General features: G+C 66.6%; 15 protein-coding genes and 1 pseudogene. 10 read left to right on the forward strand and 6 right to left on the reverse strand.

The annotated features are described in order from the left end of the window. Nucleotides 1–178: 178 nt before the first annotated feature. The 3 genes from BQ7388_RS09855 to BQ7388_RS09870 all read right to left on the reverse strand — a co-directional run bounded on the left by BQ7388_RS09855 (nt 179) and on the right by BQ7388_RS09870 (nt 3,152). Nucleotides 179–880 carry a transglutaminase-like domain-containing protein gene (locus tag BQ7388_RS09855; RefSeq protein WP_129583249.1) on the reverse strand — a complete coding sequence of 234 codons (702 nt, stop codon included), beginning with the start codon at nt 878–880 and terminating at the stop codon, nt 179–181. Next, nucleotides 877–2,085, reverse strand: coding sequence for an MFS transporter (locus BQ7388_RS09860; protein WP_072500528.1), 1,209 nt, complete (start codon nt 2,083–2,085; stop codon nt 877–879). Before BQ7388_RS09860 ends, BQ7388_RS09855 begins: the two co-directional genes overlap by 4 nt. A gap of 359 nt (nt 2,086–2,444) precedes the next feature. Further along, a complete protein-coding gene (locus BQ7388_RS09870; RefSeq protein ID WP_009278816.1) occupies nt 2,445–3,152 on the reverse strand; it encodes a response regulator transcription factor in 708 nt (235 codons plus the stop codon). Nucleotides 3,153–3,387: 235 nt separating this feature from the next. Between BQ7388_RS09870 and BQ7388_RS09875 the strand changes: the two genes are divergently transcribed. From BQ7388_RS09875 to BQ7388_RS09890, 4 genes are read left to right on the forward strand one after another with little or no spacing between them, the layout of a single operon-like run. Next, nucleotides 3,388–4,287 carry an ABC transporter ATP-binding protein gene (locus tag BQ7388_RS09875; RefSeq protein ID WP_072500530.1) on the forward strand — a complete coding sequence of 300 codons (900 nt, stop codon included), beginning with the start codon at nt 3,388–3,390 and terminating at the stop codon, nt 4,285–4,287. After that, nucleotides 4,287–5,033, forward strand: coding sequence for an ABC transporter permease (locus BQ7388_RS09880; RefSeq protein ID WP_072500531.1), 747 nt, complete (start codon nt 4,287–4,289; stop codon nt 5,031–5,033). The genes BQ7388_RS09875 and BQ7388_RS09880 overlap by 1 nt, the downstream gene beginning before the upstream one ends. 1 nt (nt 5,034) lies before the next feature. Next, a complete protein-coding gene (locus tag BQ7388_RS09885; protein WP_062530679.1) occupies nt 5,035–5,769 on the forward strand; it encodes an ABC transporter permease in 735 nt (244 codons plus the stop codon). 60 nt (nt 5,770–5,829) lie between these two features. Beyond that, on the forward strand, nt 5,830–6,171 hold the full coding sequence (locus BQ7388_RS09890) for a YxeA family protein (protein WP_062530677.1): 342 nt from the start codon (nt 5,830–5,832) through the stop codon (nt 6,169–6,171). 88 nt (nt 6,172–6,259) lie between these two features. Here BQ7388_RS09890 and BQ7388_RS09895 read toward each other — a convergent pair whose 3' ends face one another. Both BQ7388_RS09895 and BQ7388_RS09900 read right to left on the reverse strand, forming a co-directional pair. Beyond that, nucleotides 6,260–6,817: a GNAT family N-acetyltransferase gene (locus tag BQ7388_RS09895; RefSeq protein WP_200781483.1), complete on the reverse strand. Its 558-nt coding sequence runs from the start codon at nt 6,815–6,817 to the stop codon at nt 6,260–6,262. A gap of 125 nt (nt 6,818–6,942) precedes the next feature. Next, nucleotides 6,943–8,055 carry a helix-turn-helix transcriptional regulator gene (locus BQ7388_RS09900; protein ID WP_072500532.1) on the reverse strand — a complete coding sequence of 371 codons (1,113 nt, stop codon included), beginning with the start codon at nt 8,053–8,055 and terminating at the stop codon, nt 6,943–6,945. Between the two features lie 86 nt (nt 8,056–8,141). Between BQ7388_RS09900 and BQ7388_RS09905 the strand changes: the two genes are divergently transcribed. The 6 genes from BQ7388_RS09905 (at nt 8,142) to BQ7388_RS09930 (ending at nt 14,894) form a co-directional block, all read left to right on the forward strand. Further along, nucleotides 8,142–8,864, forward strand: coding sequence for an energy-coupling factor transporter transmembrane component T family protein (locus tag BQ7388_RS09905; protein ID WP_083558384.1), 723 nt, complete (start codon nt 8,142–8,144; stop codon nt 8,862–8,864). Further along, a complete protein-coding gene (locus tag BQ7388_RS09910; RefSeq protein ID WP_072500533.1) occupies nt 8,861–10,402 on the forward strand; it encodes an ABC transporter ATP-binding protein in 1,542 nt (513 codons plus the stop codon). Before BQ7388_RS09905 ends, BQ7388_RS09910 begins: the two co-directional genes overlap by 4 nt. A gap of 26 nt (nt 10,403–10,428) precedes the next feature. Beyond that, nucleotides 10,429–11,055, forward strand: coding sequence for an MptD family putative ECF transporter S component (locus tag BQ7388_RS09915; protein ID WP_009278807.1), 627 nt, complete (start codon nt 10,429–10,431; stop codon nt 11,053–11,055). A gap of 2 nt (nt 11,056–11,057) precedes the next feature. Further along, nucleotides 11,058–12,866: an ABC transporter ATP-binding protein gene (locus BQ7388_RS09920; protein ID WP_072500534.1), complete on the forward strand. Its 1,809-nt coding sequence runs from the start codon at nt 11,058–11,060 to the stop codon at nt 12,864–12,866. Continuing rightward, nucleotides 12,859–14,613: an ABC transporter ATP-binding protein gene (locus BQ7388_RS09925; RefSeq protein ID WP_072500535.1), complete on the forward strand. Its 1,755-nt coding sequence runs from the start codon at nt 12,859–12,861 to the stop codon at nt 14,611–14,613. The genes BQ7388_RS09920 and BQ7388_RS09925 overlap by 8 nt, the downstream gene beginning before the upstream one ends. Nucleotides 14,614–14,696: 83 nt before the next feature. After that, nucleotides 14,697–14,894 carry a hypothetical protein gene (locus tag BQ7388_RS09930; RefSeq protein ID WP_200781484.1) on the forward strand — a complete coding sequence of 66 codons (198 nt, stop codon included), beginning with the start codon at nt 14,697–14,699 and terminating at the stop codon, nt 14,892–14,894. 98 nt (nt 14,895–14,992) lie between these two features. Here BQ7388_RS09930 and gldA read toward each other — a convergent pair. Beyond that, nucleotides 14,993–15,685 (reverse strand): annotated as a pseudogene (gene gldA / locus BQ7388_RS09935) (glycerol dehydrogenase); the annotation flags it as partial.

Consider the following 15,685-nt stretch of genomic DNA (forward strand, 5'->3'; position numbering starts at 1 on the left):
CTTCCCCACCGTTTTTGCCCTGTGCACATTCTAGATCTGGAATGCGCGCTCTGCAGCAAACTCGCAGCTCAGAGGAGAGAGGTGTACATTCCAGATTTAGAATGCGCACCTCCCGCCCACTTGTCCCCTTAATCGGCAGGCGTTACCAGGAGCTTGCCACCAAGGGCGCCCAGGAAGCTCAGGAATCCCGTATCTTCCTTATGTTGCGGTTCATCAGATGCCTCCCGAGGTGCCTGTACGCGAGGGCCTTGATTCCCGAGATCTCCTGCCGATGGTCCTGCAGCAGCTCGTCCGGAGAGTCAAACACCCCGAAGTCCTGGACGATGCCCTCGCTCTGTATGTACGTGTCGTTCCTGTCGAAGTCGACGGTCGGGTGCCGGAAGTCCCTCACCGCAACGCCGTAGCCGCAGAAGGGGCCGGTGCAGCCCGCGAATCGCCCCTGCAACCCGGACAGGTACTCCCGGTCCAGGATGAAGCCCTCGAGCTCGTACCATCTGCCCTCGAAGTGCACCTCTACCCAGCTGTGCAGTATGTGCTGGGGCGCCCTCCTGTAGACGAAGCCGGTCATCGCCCCCTTCTGCAGCTGCTTGTCTATGGCAAAGCCATGGACCCGGCAGGGAATCCCACAGGCACGCAGCAGGGCCATGAGGAGGGTGCCCTTCGTGTTGCATTGGCCGTATCCGTCCTCAAGGACCTTTGACGCCGGGATGCCGTCGTCCACGTTGTATCCAAACGCGACGTCGTCCCTCACGAAGCCATAGATGGCCTTGAGGCGGTCGAACTCGCCGAGCTCCCTCCAGCCCCTGGCCTCTATCAGCTCCCGAATGGACGGGTTCGAGTAGTCCAGCATCGCCGTCTCCTGCAGATACCGACTCGTCACGCGCGCCCACCTCCCCGCTCGCAGGGGGATGACCCCTTCCTGACGGCAAGCGCACAGACGACCAGCACGACCGGGAAGACGACCCCCGCAAGCACCCCCGTCCGCAGGTCGTTGCCGAAGTGCTGGGACACGTTGCCGACGAGCGACGGCCCCACGGACCCGCCCAGGTCTCCCGCCAGGGCGAGCAGAGCGAACATGGCCGTCCCTCCCCTGGGCATGGCCCTCGACGAGATGCTGATGGACCCCGGCCACATGATGCCGACCGAGAAGCCGCACAGCGCACAGCCGACCAGGCCGAGGAGAGGAACGCTGGACAGCCCCGCCAGCAGGTAGCAGGCGAGGCACAGGACCCCGGAACCAACCATGAACATGGTCAGGTCGACCTTCTCGCCGAACCTGCCGTAGAGGGCCCGCGAGAGACCCATCAGGAGGGCGAAGCCGCAGGGACCCGCGAGGTCGCCTACCGTCTTGGACACGCCCAGGGCGGACTCGGCAAACGCGGACGCCCACTGGGCCATCGATATCTCGGACGCCCCGGCGCAGACCATGAGCACGACGAAGAGCCAGAAGGCCCCGTTGCCCAGGAGCTGCCGCACTCCCATGCCCTCCCCGTCCTCGACCAGAGTCTCTATGGGGCAGGTCGCGAAGTTGTAGACGTTGGCCAGCGGGACGACCGCCAGGGCCACCGCCAGGATTCTCCAGCCCTCGACGCCAAAGAGGGAGAAGAAGGCCGTGGAACCCAGGGCGGTCGCTGCGGACCCCCAGCAGTAGAAGGAGTGGAGGGTGCTCATCACCATGTCCTTGTTGTCGAAGGGGCAGGCCTCGATGATGGGGCTCGCCAGCACCTCGGTAAGGCCGGACCCGACGGCATAGACCGCGACGCAGAGCAGGATCCCGATAAGGTGAGACGGCATCAGGTCCGGAACGACGGCAAGTCCCAGGAGCCCCAATCCGCTCAGCAGCTCGGCAGCGATGACGCAGGGACGGTACCCCACCCGGTCCACCACCTTGGCGCACAGGAGGTCCGTCACCAGCTGCAGGAGGAAGAAGGCGGTCGAGATCAGCGCGAGCTGCGAAAGCCCGATCCCGTACGTCCTATGGAAGGTCACGTAGAGGAGGGGTGCGAAGTTGGCGCAGATGGCCTGGGTTACGAAGCCCAGGTAGCATGCCAGGAGCGTTCGTCCGTACGCCTTCTTTGGTGGCATGGGCCCCTCTCCCCCCGAAGCTGTGCAGCCGTCACTCCCCTATATCGTCCACAACTGCTGTCAAATTTGGGAATGCAATTCCCAAATTTGACAGGTGCGACCCGATTGTTGTCTGGCGGCAGCCGGGCGCAGCCTCACAGGGCCGACGGCGGCACCCCCCGTCCCTCCCACCCGCACCCGTCATGCACGCCGTGCGACGATCGGAAGCTCCACGGTGCAGCTGCACCCGCCCCGCTNGTCAGACGCGATGAGGGAGAGGCCCATGATCAGGACGTTGACCGCCAGGATGGCCGCGGCACCGACGACGCAGGACGCGACGATGCCCAGGCCGCCCCGCACGCGTGCGTGTGCCAGCCCCCTCACCTCGAGCCCCCACCCAAGAGGCGATAGCCCAGGCCACGCACCGTGACGACCCAACGCGGATGGGAGGGGTCGTCCTCCACCTTCTCTCGCAGGCGGCGCACGAGGATCGCGAGGGCGTTGGCATAGCCGAACTCGTCGCCGTAGACGCTGCGGCACAGCTCGTCGGTCGTCACGATGGCGCCGCGACTCTCGAAGAGGCGCTTGGCCAGCGCGTGCTCCTTGGCCGTGAGGGTCGCCGTCACGACGCCGGCGCGTCGCACCTCTCCCGTGGCAAGGTCCACCTCCGCCTCCCCCAGCGCGACCGAGGGCAGCACGTCCTGCAGACGATAGCTGCGCCGCAGGACGGCCGCCAGGCGCAGCAGCAGCTCGGCCGGCAGGAAGGGCTTGGTCACGTAGTCGTCGGCCCCCAGCCCCAGGCCCCGCAGGCGGCTGGCGTCCTCGTCGCGCGCGGAGAGGAACAGCGCCGGCGCGTCGCTCGTCTCGCGGAGCCGGCGCAGCAGGTCGAAGCCGTTGCCGTCGGGCAGCATCACGTCGAGCAGGAACAGCTGGGGCGCCCAGGTGCTGGCGGTCGGCAGGGCCTCGGCGACCGTTCCCGCGCCGCGCGCGTCGCGATAGCCCTCGTGCGCGAGCATCGCGAGCAGCTGCTCGCGCAGGGTGGGGTCGTCCTCCACCACAAGCACCCGTGCCTCATGGATGTCACGCATGTCTCTACCTCCCGTTTTCTCGCATTCTATCCCAGCGGAGGGGCCCCTCCGCGCCATGCCCGCCGTCCCGCCCAAAAACGAAAGGCCCGCGAAAGCTTGGGGACAGCGGCGCGAAAACGGCGCCGCCTAGCCTTTGTCTTGCGACGCGGGAGGAAATCGGGCCCACGAGAGGGTCCGTCCCACGTAAAGACGCGGCTCTCGCATCGCGCGGAGCACAGCCGAGAAGGGAGAGAAGATGGCCGAACTGGCAATCGCCACGAGCGGGCTCACCAAGTCGTATGGCGGCGTGCGCGTCGTGGACAACGTCAAGCTCAGGGTGCCGGAGGGGTCGGTGTACGGGTTCCTCGGGCCCAACGGGGCCGGGAAGTCCACCACCATGAAGATGATCCTGGGCCTCGTGCGCCCCACGGACGGCAGGGTGGACGTGCTGGGCGAGCGCATGGAGAGAAAGAACCGCCTGGAGGTCCTCGCGCACGTGGGCTCGCTCATCGAGAGCCCGAGCTGCTACAAGCACCTCACGGCCCGCGAGAACCTCGACGTCGTCCGCAGGCTCAAGGGGCTCCCCGCCTCCGCGATCGACGAGGCCCTCGAGACGGTGGGCCTGGCCAACACGGGAAAGAAGCTCGCGGGCCAGTTCTCGCTGGGCATGAAGCAGCGTCTGGGGCTCGCGGCCGCATTGCTCGGCAACCCCCGGCTCGTGCTGCTCGACGAGCCCACCAACGGCCTCGATCCCGAGGGCATCCACGAGATGCGCGCGCTCGTGCGAGCGCTGCCCCAGACGCACGGCACCACGGTCCTGGTCTCGAGCCATCTGCTCGCGGAGGTCGAGCAGATGGCCGACCATCTGGGCATCATCAGCCGGGGCCAGATGGTGTGGCAGGGCCCCCTCGAGAGGCTGCGCGCACGCGCCCGGCGACAGCTTGCCTTCCGCACGACCGACGACGCACGCGCTGCCGCACTGTTGGGGGCCAGCGCACAGGACGGCTGGCTGCTCGCGCCCTTCGCCGGGGACGAGGCGGTGGCACACTCCTCCCTCGCGCTCGCGCGCGCCGGCATCGGCGTCGTGCGGATCGAGGAGCGCAGCGAGAGCATCGAGGACCTCTTCCTCGCGCTCACCGAGGGACGGGGGCTGTGATGAGGGCTCTCTCGCTCGAGTTCGCGAAGCTCAGGCGCAAGAACGTGTGGCTCATCTGCCTGGGCGTCGCCGCGCTCTGCCTCATGTGGGTGGCGACCGACGCCGCACGCGCCGCCCAGGGAGCGCCGGACGGGACGGCGTCCCTGCTCTACATGACTCCTCTCGTGAACGCCATCGTCCTGACCCTGTTCGCCGCCGTCGTCTCGTCGCGCCTGTGCGAGACCGACCACGAGGCGCAGGCACTGAAGGAGCTCCTGTGCCTGCAACGTCCCGGCTCGCTCTTCGCCGCGAAGCTCGCCTGCAGCCTCGTGCTCATCACGGCCACGGTCGCGCTGGAGACTGCGGGGATCGCCGCGCTGGCATCGTACAAGGGCTTCGCCGACCAGGTGGGAATCGCAGGGCTCGCAGCCTTCGCCGCCTGCCAGATCGGCCCCACCTTCACGGTGGCCGCCGTCGTGCAGGCCGTCGCCCTGCGCTGGGAGAACCAGTTCGCCTCGCTTGCGCTGGGCCTCTCCCTCTCGCTCGCGGGCCTGTTCAGCCTCTTCTTCCCACCCGCCGTCCAACGCCTCGTACCCAGCGGCTACTTTGGCCTGCTCTCGTGCGTGCGCATGGACTGGGACAGCGTCGCGCATGTGACGTCCTTCTACACCGTGCCCTTCGCCTGGGGGGATGCGGCCCTGCTTGCCGCGATCTGCGCAGCGGTGATCGCCGTCTCCGCCACCTGGTTCTCGAGAAAGGAGCTCTAGCATGAGGACGCAACCCCTGCGCGCGGAGGTCGACAAGCTGCGCCGCGCGCCCATCTGGATCGCCTACGCGGTGCTGCCCCTCATCGCGGCGACGATAGGCACCTTCAACTACCAGCAGAACCTGGGGGTGCTCACACCCGGCTGGGAGAACCTCTGGGCGCAGCACACCCTCTTCGAGCTCTGCTTCTTCCTGCCCGCGCTCGTGGGCGCGGGCTGCTCGTGGCTCATGGGGCTCGAGCATGCGGGGAGCAACTGGAATCAGGTGCTCGCGAGCCCCGTCGCCACGTGGCGCGTCGTCGTCGCGAAGCTCGTGGTGGGCGCGGGCATGCTGGGCGTCGCGCTCGCCGTGACGGGGGCGTTGTTCGTGGCCTGCGGCAAGGCGGTGGGAATCGCGGGTCTCCCGTCTGCCAACTACGTCGTTTACCTGCTGCTCTCATGGATGGGTGGCGTGGCGGTCGTGGCGGTGCAGCTGCTCGTGTCATCGCTCGTGCGCAGCTTCGCGGCCCCCGTGGGAGTGGCGCTCGGCGGCGCCGTCATGGGCCTCCTGCTCACGGCCAAGGGCTGGGGCCTGTGGTGGCCCTGGGCGCTCATGCAGCTGGCGTCGAACAGCAACGGGAGCGGCGCCCTCTCGCCCGCCGAGCTCGCGAGCTTCGTGGCGGCGAGCGTCCTCTTCTCCGCCGCGGCAACCGCTGCCTGCGCCTGGGTGGTCTCGCGCGCCGCGGCTGTGTCGGAATAGGCACAGGAGATTGGCGAGCGCATCCAAAAAAACGAATCACGCAGAGAAAGGACCGGACCAATGACAAAGAGAATCGTGGCCATCGTGGCGAGCCTGCTCGTGGTGGGAGCCTTGGCCGCAAGCTTCTACCTGGCGAACACCGACAACGCCTCCACCTGGTACGTCCGGGTGGACGACGCGGTGGCGCAGGACAAGAGCGACGAGGGCGGAGAGCTCTGGGAGTACGCGCTCGACGCCTATGATGCCACGGGCTCGCACCGCCTGCTCAGCTTCACCGCAGGCAAGCGGCTCAGGGACGGCGCGTACCTCAAGGTCGGCTACCTGCCCGTACGCGAGGTGGTCTCGTGGGAGGAGGTCCAGCCGGAGCAGCTGCCGCAGCCGGCACGCGACCTCTTGGGCTGACTTCCCGATCTCCGCAGATTTTGAACCGAGCTAATTCGACGTATCCGCAGATTTTGAATGACAAAGCCGCGGCGGGAGAAGGGCAGCCCTAAGCTGGCGCCGAGCCATCCTCGAGGTCGGACGCCCACTCGTCACTCGTGAGCCTGCTCACGTGGCCCTTGCGAACCTCGTGCATGAGCGGGACGTCGACCTCGTCGGTCGTCCGCTGGTGCCGGAAGCCGCACTTCTCCTGCACGCGTCGCGACCTGTCATTCCCATCGTAGTAGCCAGCCCACACGCATCGCATGCCAAGGTCCTCGAAGGCGTGCCGCAGGACCTCGCGGACGGCCTCCGGCATGAGGCCCTGTCCCCAGTACGGCTTGCCGATCCAGTAGCCCAGCTCGCACTCGTCGTCTCGTTCCGTCAAGTCGGTGCTGCCCTTGAGCTTCAGCGAGATGGAGCCTATCGCGCGGCCCGTGTCCTTGAGACAGGTCGCGTAGGTCTCCGGCACCCTGAGAACGCCACGTATCACCCGCAGGCTCTCCTCGACGCTCGCATGCGCGGGCCAGCCCGCGATGGGACCGACGTCGGGGTCCCTGGCGCACTCGTAGAGATCCGCGGCATCCCCGTCTTCCCAGCGCCGCAGCACGAGCCTGTTCGTCTCCATGGGAATCCCCTCGTCCGTCCCGGCCAGCATTCCATGGACCACTACATCATATGACGCGCCCCAGGCGTCCAGCTCCCCATTGCTACGACTTCCCCAGAACCTGGAGCCCGTCCAAGGTCCGGAGCCTATCGCCGGTCCCTGCGGTAGCAGGTGGGCGTGCAGCCGGTGGCCGCCTTGAACGCCTCCGAGAAGGCTCCCTGGTTGGAGTAGCCGACGAACCGGGCGACCTGACGCACGCTGAGGCTGGTGTTGGCCAGCAGCCCTCGGGCATGTTCCATGCGCACCTCTCGCACGCATTCCTGTGGCGTCCTGCCAGTCACCTTCTTGAGCGTCGAGATCAAGCTGGGCTCGCTGACGTGGAACGCCTGGCTCAGCGACCGGGTCGACAGGTCCTTCGCCACGTTCGACTTGGCATAGGCCAGGATGGCCGCACAAAGCTGCTCTGACGGAGCCGACGAGGCCTGAGGCCCACGCGGGCAGCATGAGGTCTCGCTCACGAGCAGTGCGAAGCACTCGATCACCTTGGCGCGATAGTACGCGGGCTCCATGAGCCTGCACAGGCGTGCGCTTCCCAGCTCGCCGAGCGCCACGGTGAGGGCGGGTATGTCACGCCGGCCGTCAAGCAGCGTCACGGAATGCAGGAGCTGCGCGGGCGTGACCCGAAGAATGCGGGCGAGCCGGGGAATCGCGCTCGGCAGAAGCGAGATGGAGCAGGAGCTGAACCGAGCGCCGTCCTCGACGACCTGCCGGAAGCGATGCCCCTTCCAGACATAGCCGACGAGTGACGGACTCTGCCGTTCGAGCCCCTCGACGAAGAACATCGGCATGTCCTCCATGTAGCAGCCAAGCCCGACCATATCGGTGGAGTGCCCGTCCATGACCGCCCGCTCGCGGAGCGAGACGCTCATCGAGACCACGATGATGTCGGAGTCTATGACGTGGTACCAGTACTCCCCCGAGCCACGCCCGGGGTCGATGATCCAGGTGTTCCCATAGGGACGGACCTGTCCGGGAGACACTAGCCCCCGTCGGATGGCCTGCGTCTGGTGGATGCCGTGGATGGTCTCGATCATGGGGTCGAACACCGCATGTATCCTGGCCAGGTTTGCCTCGTCGTCCCGCCCGGCCCCGAGGTCCATGTCGAAGCCACCATCTCCCGATGGAGACAGGTTCTGGTACCACTTGGTCGCGAATCTCGTTTCGGTGAGATGCAGGATGTTTTCGGTGCAGTTATCCACTCTTCCCAGGGGTCTCTCCGTCGTGTCTTCCTTGTCTATATTCGGTTAGATGAGGCTAACATGTCAGAACGAGAAAGGAAAGGCACGTGCGGGAGGAGAACGTCCGCCACCATCGCATTGACCCACGCGTCGCATTGCTCGTCCTGCTTCCACTGAACGTGGAGGTCACCCTGTATCCCCATCTTGGGTACCAGGTGGCATCGATGGGCGTCGTCCTTCTCCTCATGCTGGCATGTCGGCAGCCCGCCTCCGCGTTGAAGTGGGCGGTCGCCTACGCGTCGGCCTTCGTCCTCGCACACCTTCCCGGCATGACGGGATGGGGATGGCTCAGTTCGCCCGCCAGCATGTTTCTCATGTTCCAGCGCGTGTTTCCCGTCGCCGCGTTCGCGGCGCTCTGCCTCGCGACCACGCATTCGGGCGAGCTCGCCTGCGCCCTCCAGAAGATGGGCTTCCCCTCCAGGCTCGTGGTCTCGCTCTGCGTTGCGCTGCGCTTCGTCCCCACTCTGGCGCGCGAGTTCAGGGCGGTGGGCGAGGCAATGAGAGTCCGCGGGATGGCCTCTTCCCCACTGGCCGTGGCGGCACACCCCGCAAGAACCGTCGAGCGCCTTATGGTTCCCGTCATCGGACGGGTGGGAATCATCGCCGACGAGCTGGGAAACGCGGTGGTGGCACGAGGTGCGGACACCGCGAGGAGGCGCAGCTCGTATTACGTCCTGCGCGTACAGGCGGCCGACGTCCTGCTCCTGGTGGTCGAGTACGCCCTGTTCGCGGCCATGGTGCTCGCAAGGCTGGGGGTGGTTGCCCCATGAGCGTCGCCGTCTCGTTCGAGCGGTTCTCCTTCCGCTACGACGGTGCAGATTCGGACGCACTCCGCGACATCGACCTGCAGGTCCACGAAGGCGAGCTCATGGTGCTCACGGGCGAATCCGGTTGTGGAAAGACGACGTTGACCCGTGCCATGAACGGACTAATCCCGCTGGTCTACCAGGGGACCATGAGGGGGCGCGTCGCCATCGACGACAAGCCCGTCACCGAATGGACCACGAGCGATCTTGCGGCAACGGTGGGCTCGGTGTTCCAGAACCCACGCAGCCAGTTCGTGAACTCCGACGTCGAGGCGGAGCTTGCGTTTGGCTGCGAGAACCAGGGTCTTCCGCACGCGACGATCGCCGAGCGGGTGCACGAGAGCGTGAGGACGTTTGGGATAGGGCACCTGCTGCATTCCCGGGTCGAGGAGCTTTCGGGCGGACAGCGCCAGATGGTGGTCCTGGCATCCGTGTACGCCACACATCCCGACGTCTTCGTGTTGGACGAGCCGACCGCGGCGCTCGACGTGCCTTCCATGGAGCTCCTGGGCCAGGCGCTCGCAAGGCTCAAAGCGATGGGCAAGACCGTCATCGTGTCCGAGCACCGTCTGTGGTGGCTCTCCGACCTTGCCGACCGCGTCGTGGTCATGCGGGACGGAGCCATTGCCGGCTCATGGTCGGCCGCCGACTTTGGCGCCCTCCCATGGGAGACCCGGTCGGGATGGGGCCTGAGGGCATGGCGAGTCGAGGAGATGGACGCACGGGCATCGAGCCCCACTTCTTGCGAGAAGGTCTCCGCGACATCGGTCGGCGACAGGTGGGAAGAAGGTCGCGCCGCGCTGGAGACGAGGGGCCTGTGCGTGTCGTATCGCCACCGCAGAAGGGTGATAGACGACTGCGACCTGACCATCCCCGCCGGAACGGCCATCGGCCTCGTCGGGGCGAACGGCACGGGAAAGACGACGCTCGCCCGATGCCTGTGCGGCATCCAGAGGGAGGCGGCCGGCACCGTCGAGCTCGCTGGAACGGCGCTCAGACCCTCTCGGCGCGCTGGATCGATCTACCTCGTCATGCAGGAGCCGGGCTACCAGCTCTTCGAGCACACGGTTGCCCGCGAGCTCGAGGAGGCCCAGAGGCGCGGCTTCGACCGAGATGCCCCCAAGGCGTTCTCCATGGAATCGCTGATGGAGGATTTTGGCCTCGCCGAGCTCGTCCAGCGGCATCCCCTGTCCCTGTCCGGCGGGCAGGGACAGCGCGTGTCGATCGCCGCAGGACTGCTGTACGGCGCACGGGCCCTGGTCATGGACGAGCCGACCAGCGGGCTCGACTATCGCAACATGGCCGTCATCGCCAGGCAGGTCGGCCGGCTCAAGCGCCATGGCCTGCCAATCTGCGTGATCACGCACGACTACGAGTTCCTCTGCTCGGTCTGCGACGCCGTCGTCTCGCTGGACGGCGGACGTCCGTCGGCGCCGATTCCGCTCAATCCGGAAACACTCGGGCGCATAAGAAGGCTGCTCGGTTTTTCATCGGTCCACTGAGGCTTCTATCAGAAAGGAAATGGCTCATGGCTGAAAGGACGATTGGTACACAGGCAAGGGACACGGGTCGGCTCACCGCGAAGGACCTCGTGTTCTGCGCGGCGTTCGGCGTTCTGGTGTTCTTCATAACGATGGGCTTCGCCATGGTGTGCAGCTTCGACTACCGCACTTGTTGGAGCGCCCATGCGGCCTCGTCCCTGGTCACCGGCATGGCATGGATGTACATCGTCCAGCGCGTGCCCAAGCGCGGCGCCATGATTGCCATGGGCGCGATCATGGCCGCGTTCGGCTTCGTGATGGGGATGTTCTGGACGGGGCCGGCGGGGATCCTCGTTGGCTGCCTTGCCGCGGAGCTCATCCTGGGCAATCCCAAGACGCGTGGCAGGGGCAGGATCCTGGCGTCCTTCCCTGCGTTCGTCCTCCTGTTCTGGCTGGGCCACATCTCCCTGGTCTACATGATCGGTGGCGACGCGTATGTCGCCCAATGCGTCCAGGCGGGCATGGCGGAGGAATTCTCCCGGAACATGGTCGACTTCATGTACGGCCCCGGAATGGTCGTCACGTGCATCGCCACGGTCGTCTGCGCGACGCTCGGCGGTTTCATCGGCACCAAGGTGTTCGCCAAGCACTTCAGGCAGCTGGGAGTGAGGTAGCCATGACCGACATCTCGCAGGAGCATCGGGACCAGGACAGGGCGGGGCGGGCGGCGATCAAGCTGCTGGCGGCGCACATCAAGGGTCGCACCGTCCTCGCCCAGCTCTTCACGATCCTGTCCGCCCTGCTGGCATTCGTCCCCTACCTCGCCCTGGTGCGGTTGGGCGAGACGTTCATCGCCGCCCAGCAGGGCGTGCGTCCGCTCGATGCCGACCAAGTGAGCGACATCGTCATGCTGCTGGTGACGGCCTTCGTGCTCAGGCTGACGTTCTACCTGCTGTCCCTCACCATCACGCACTTCGCGGACATGAGGCTGCGCTTCGTCATCCGCCGCAAGATCGTCGAGCGCCTCAGCCGCGTCCCTCTCGCCTGGTTTGGCAGGACGGGATCGGGCAGGATACGCAACGCCGTCCAGGACGACACCAAGACCGTCCATACCGTAATCGCCCACGCGCCGGTGGACATGCTCAACGGCATCCTGACTCCCCTGGTGCTCCTGGCGTTCATGTTCGTCATGAACTGGCGCCTGGCCCTTGTCGGGATCGCAACCCTCCCGTTCTACTTCGTGCTGTACGGCTCCTCCATGAAGGACATGGGGCCCAAGACGGCCGAGATGAACAACAACCTCGCAAACGTCTCGGCAACCATGGTGGAGCTCGTCTCGGGAATCAAGGTCATCAAGGCGTTCGGCAAGAGCGGTGAGTCCTACCGCAACTACGCCGAAGCCGCGCGGGCGTTCGCGGACTCGTACTGGGAATGGTGCGCCCCGATGATCGGTCGCTGTGCCGTCGCCGCCGAGTTCGTCTCCATCCCGGTACTGCTGCTGGTGAACCTGGGAGGAGGGGCGCTGCTCCATGCGATGGGGCTCGCGACGCTGCCCCAGATCATCGCATGCACCCTGATCGCCCTGGTCCTTCCGAATGCCATGATGAGCGTCGCGAACATCACCTGGTCGTACCAGCTGGCCGGCTCTGCGGCCGTCAGGCTGGTCGAGCTGATGGACACGCCGCCGCTCGAGGAGCCGGAGCATCCCCATGAGCCCGACGGAAGGCCCCGGGTCGTCATCAGGGACGTCTCGTACTCCTATGGCGAGACCCAGGCGCTCAGGGGCGTCGACCTCACGCTCGAGCCAGGAACGGTGACCGCGCTCATCGGCCCCTCCGGGTCGGGGAAGTCGACGCTGGCGACGCTGGTCGCCCGATTCGACGACCCCTCCCAGGGCTCCATAGAGCTCGGCGGCGTTGACCTGCGATCCCTTTCGCCAGACGTGCTGTATCGCAACGTATCGTTCGTGCTGCAGGATGCGATGCTGCTCAATGCGAGCATCGCGCGCAACGTCTCCCTCCCAAGGCCAGAGGCGAGCCTGGAGCAGATACGGGACGCTGCCAGGGCCGCCCAGATAGACGACTTCGTCATGTCGCTTCCCAAGGGCTATGACAGCGTCATCGGCACCGACTGCGAGCTTTCGGGCGGAGAGGCGCAGCGCCTGTCCATCGCACGCGCGATCCTCGCAGATGCGCCGGTCCTGGTCATGGACGAGGCCACGGCCTTCGCCGACCCCGACTCGGAGGTCGAGATACAGCGGGCCCTCGGCGGCCTGGTCGGGGGGCGCACGGTCCTGGTGATTGCCCATCGCCTGAACTCCGTGGTGGGAGCCCATCAGATAGCCGTCATGGAGGAGGGCAGGATCGCGGCCTTGGGCACGCACGAGACCCTGCTCGACAACGACCACTACCGGGCGCTGCTGGCTCAGGGCGGGTTCGCCCCGACTTCCAGCGCGAAAGAGGGGCAGGGGGATTGCCATGAGTAGAAACCGGAGCCTTCTGCGCCGATTCCGCCGGTACATGACCGACGCCGATGCCGCCATGAACAGGCGTGGCACGGTGGCCTACGCTGCGGCAGGCGTCTTCACGGGACTGGCATTGTGCACGATGATGCCGGCGGCGATAGCCCTCCAGACGGCGAAGGCGCAGTGGGGCCTCGGCTTCGCGGCATGGATGATCGTCCTAGCGGCGCTGGCGGCCCTCTCCTGCGTCCTCGACTACCAGGGCTGCAAGCTCGGATACACCGCCGGCCTGGGGTACATGCGCATGCTGCAGAGGCACATCGGCACAAAGGTCGCCTCCCTGCCCCTGGGCTGGTTCTCGGCGTCGAGCGCCGGCAGGCTGAGCCGCATCGTCACGCAGGAGATGATGTCGAGCGGACAGGCGGTCGCCTACTTCATCGGCCAGCTCGTCCGCAACCTGTGCGCCTGCGTGGTGTTCGGCCTGGGCACCTGGGCATGGAACTGGCGGCTCGGCCTCATGGCGAGCATCGCGATTCCCGTGCTCTTCATCCTGCTCAAGCTCGGACAGAAGTGCATAGAGAACTGCTACGCGGACGAGACTCCCGCAGAGGAGGCCCTCGCCTCCCGAATCGTCGAGTTCGCCCAGTGCCAGGGTGCGCTGCGCGCCTGCCATGCGGGGCCAGGCTACAAGGAGCTCGCCGACAGCTTTGTCGAGGCGCAACGCAAGTCTGTACGTGGGCTCTGGTGGGGCGTGCTGGGCAACCTGGTCTCGGGAATGGGACAGCAGACGCTGGTGTTCGCCATGATCCTGCTGGGAAGCTCCCTGTGCGTGAGCGGCATCGCCACCCCACTCGAGGCAGTCGTCATCATAGGGGTTGCCCTGCGCTTCTCTACCATGGTGTCGGACGTCTCGGCGGCGCTCTTCGGCTTGGAGGAGCGACGCCAGACCTTGGACGGCATCGACGAGGTCATGGACGCTCCCGAGATGCCGACGCCTGCCGTCCCCGGCACCTTCCCCCACGACGCGAGCGTCAGCGCCGATCACGTCACGTTCTCGTACGTGCCGGGCAAGCCGGTGCTCCGCGACGTATGCTTCTCGGTTCCACCATCGGGCATGCTCGCCATCGTGGGACCCTCGGGCTGCGGCAAGACCACGGTCATAAAGCTCATCGCCCGCTTCTACGACACGGCAGCCGGCGCCATGCGCGTCGGCGGCGTCGACGTGCGAGACCTCACCACGGAGGAGCTGTTCAAGAACGTCTCCTTCGTCTTCCAGGACGTGTACCTGTTCAATGACACGCTGCGCAACAACGTCCTTCTGGCGCGGCCGGACGCGAGCGATGACGAGCTCGAGAGGGTCGCCGACCTGGCGGGCGTGACCGAGATCGTCAAGCGCCTGCCCGAGGGATGGGACACCCTCTGCGGCGAGGGCGGCCGCGCGCTCTCGGGAGGCGAGCGCCAGCGCGTGTCGATTGCCCGCGCGCTGCTGAAGCAGGCTCCCATCGTCCTCTTTGACGAGGCGCCGTCGGCGCTCGATGCCGAAAACGAGGCGAACATCATCCGGTCGATCGAGGTGCTTCGCAGGTCCTCCACGGTGATCGCTGTCGCCCACAAGCTCGAGACCATCAAGATGGCCGACCGAATCGTCGTGCTGAACGCTCGGGGAACCGTGGAGGAGTCGGGGACTCATGACGAGCTTCTCGAACGAGACGGTGCCTATGCGAACTTCTGGAACAAGCGCATCCTAAGCGCCCGATGGAAGCTGGTCTGACGGCCTACGCGCGCGTCCGTTCAGCAACGGGCCCGGGCACCCAAGGGTGCCCGGGNGAGGCGAACATCATCCGGTCGATCGAGGTGCTTCGCAGGTCCTCCACGGTGATCGCTGTCGCCCACAAGCTCGAGACCATCAAGATGGCCGACCGAATCGTCGTGCTGAACGCTCGGGGAACCGTGGAGGAGTCGGGGACTCATGACGAGCTTCTCGAACGAGACGGTGCCTATGCGAACTTCTGGAACAAGCGCATCCTAAGCGCCCGATGGAAGCTGGTCTGACGGCCTACGCGCGCGTCCGTTCAGCAACGGGCCCGGGCACCCAAGGGTGCCCGGGCCCGCATCACGAGCGTCAGCCTGGCGTCCGCCAGACCAGGGGGCTACTCTCCCCTGAGGGCCTTGCCCATCGCGTCGGTCGCGACAATGGCGTCGTGCAGCTCGTCGGGGGTGACGTCGCCGGCGAGGTTGTGGATGGTCTCGCCCGGCACGCAGGCCGCCTCGGCGATCTTCCAGATCTGCTCGTCGGTGGTCACGCCCAGCTCGGCCAGGGTCGTGGGCAGGCCGACCTCGAGGCAGTAGTCCTGGACGTCCACGAACTCCTCCTCGGGAACGCCCTCGAGCACCAGCTGGACCAGCGTGCCGAAGGCGACGCAGTTGCCGTGGGGCGCGCTGTGGCCGCCCAGCGAGGTCAGGCCGTTGTAGAAGGAGTGGGCCGCGGCGCAGTTAACGTTGTCGGCGCCCACGCCGGAGAGGTACACGCAGGCCTCGACGACGTTCTCGAAGGCAGGGGTGACCACGTGGTTCTGGCAGGCAACGATGGCCTGGGAGCTGTAGTCGCGCAGGGTCTCGTAGCAGAGCTTGGCCAGCGCCATGCCCGCGCGGGTAATGCCGGTGCCCTCGAGGCTCGGGGACTCGGTGCGGATGGACGCGCGGCCCTCGAAGTAGGTGCCCAGGGCGTCACCCATGCCCGCCACGAGGAAGCGCACGGGTGCGTCGGCGATGACCTGGGTGTCGACCATGACAGCGGCGGGGGTCTCGGGGTAGAAGAGGGACTTGTCGAAGCTGCCGTCGTC

The organism is Olsenella phocaeensis (genome assembly GCF_900120385.1).
In the GTDB taxonomy this organism is placed as follows: Bacteria; Actinomycetota; Coriobacteriia; order Coriobacteriales; family Atopobiaceae; genus Olsenella_I; species Olsenella_I phocaeensis.

Excerpts from the sequence above, each read along its gene's own strand:
- BQ7388_RS09895 (WP_200781483.1), bottom strand. The coding sequence starts at position 6,817 with ATGGAGACGAACAGGCTCGTGCTGCGGCGCTGGGAAGACGGGGATGCC.
- BQ7388_RS09910 (WP_072500533.1), top strand. The coding sequence starts at position 8,861 with ATGAGCGTCGCCGTCTCGTTCGAGCGGTTCTCCTTCCGCTACGACGGT.
- BQ7388_RS09890 (WP_062530677.1), top strand. The coding sequence starts at position 5,830 with ATGACAAAGAGAATCGTGGCCATCGTGGCGAGCCTGCTCGTGGTGGGA.
- BQ7388_RS09875 (WP_072500530.1), top strand. The coding sequence starts at position 3,388 with ATGGCCGAACTGGCAATCGCCACGAGCGGGCTCACCAAGTCGTATGGC.
- BQ7388_RS09885 (WP_062530679.1), top strand. The coding sequence starts at position 5,035 with ATGAGGACGCAACCCCTGCGCGCGGAGGTCGACAAGCTGCGCCGCGCG.
- BQ7388_RS09860 (WP_072500528.1), bottom strand. The coding sequence starts at position 2,085 with ATGCCACCAAAGAAGGCGTACGGACGAACGCTCCTGGCATGCTACCTG.
- BQ7388_RS09870 (WP_009278816.1), bottom strand. The coding sequence starts at position 3,152 with ATGCGTGACATCCATGAGGCACGGGTGCTTGTGGTGGAGGACGACCCC.
- BQ7388_RS09880 (WP_072500531.1), top strand. The coding sequence starts at position 4,287 with ATGAGGGCTCTCTCGCTCGAGTTCGCGAAGCTCAGGCGCAAGAACGTG.
- BQ7388_RS09915 (WP_009278807.1), top strand. The coding sequence starts at position 10,429 with ATGGCTGAAAGGACGATTGGTACACAGGCAAGGGACACGGGTCGGCTC.
- BQ7388_RS09920 (WP_072500534.1), top strand. The coding sequence starts at position 11,058 with ATGACCGACATCTCGCAGGAGCATCGGGACCAGGACAGGGCGGGGCGG.
- BQ7388_RS09925 (WP_072500535.1), top strand. The coding sequence starts at position 12,859 with ATGAGTAGAAACCGGAGCCTTCTGCGCCGATTCCGCCGGTACATGACC.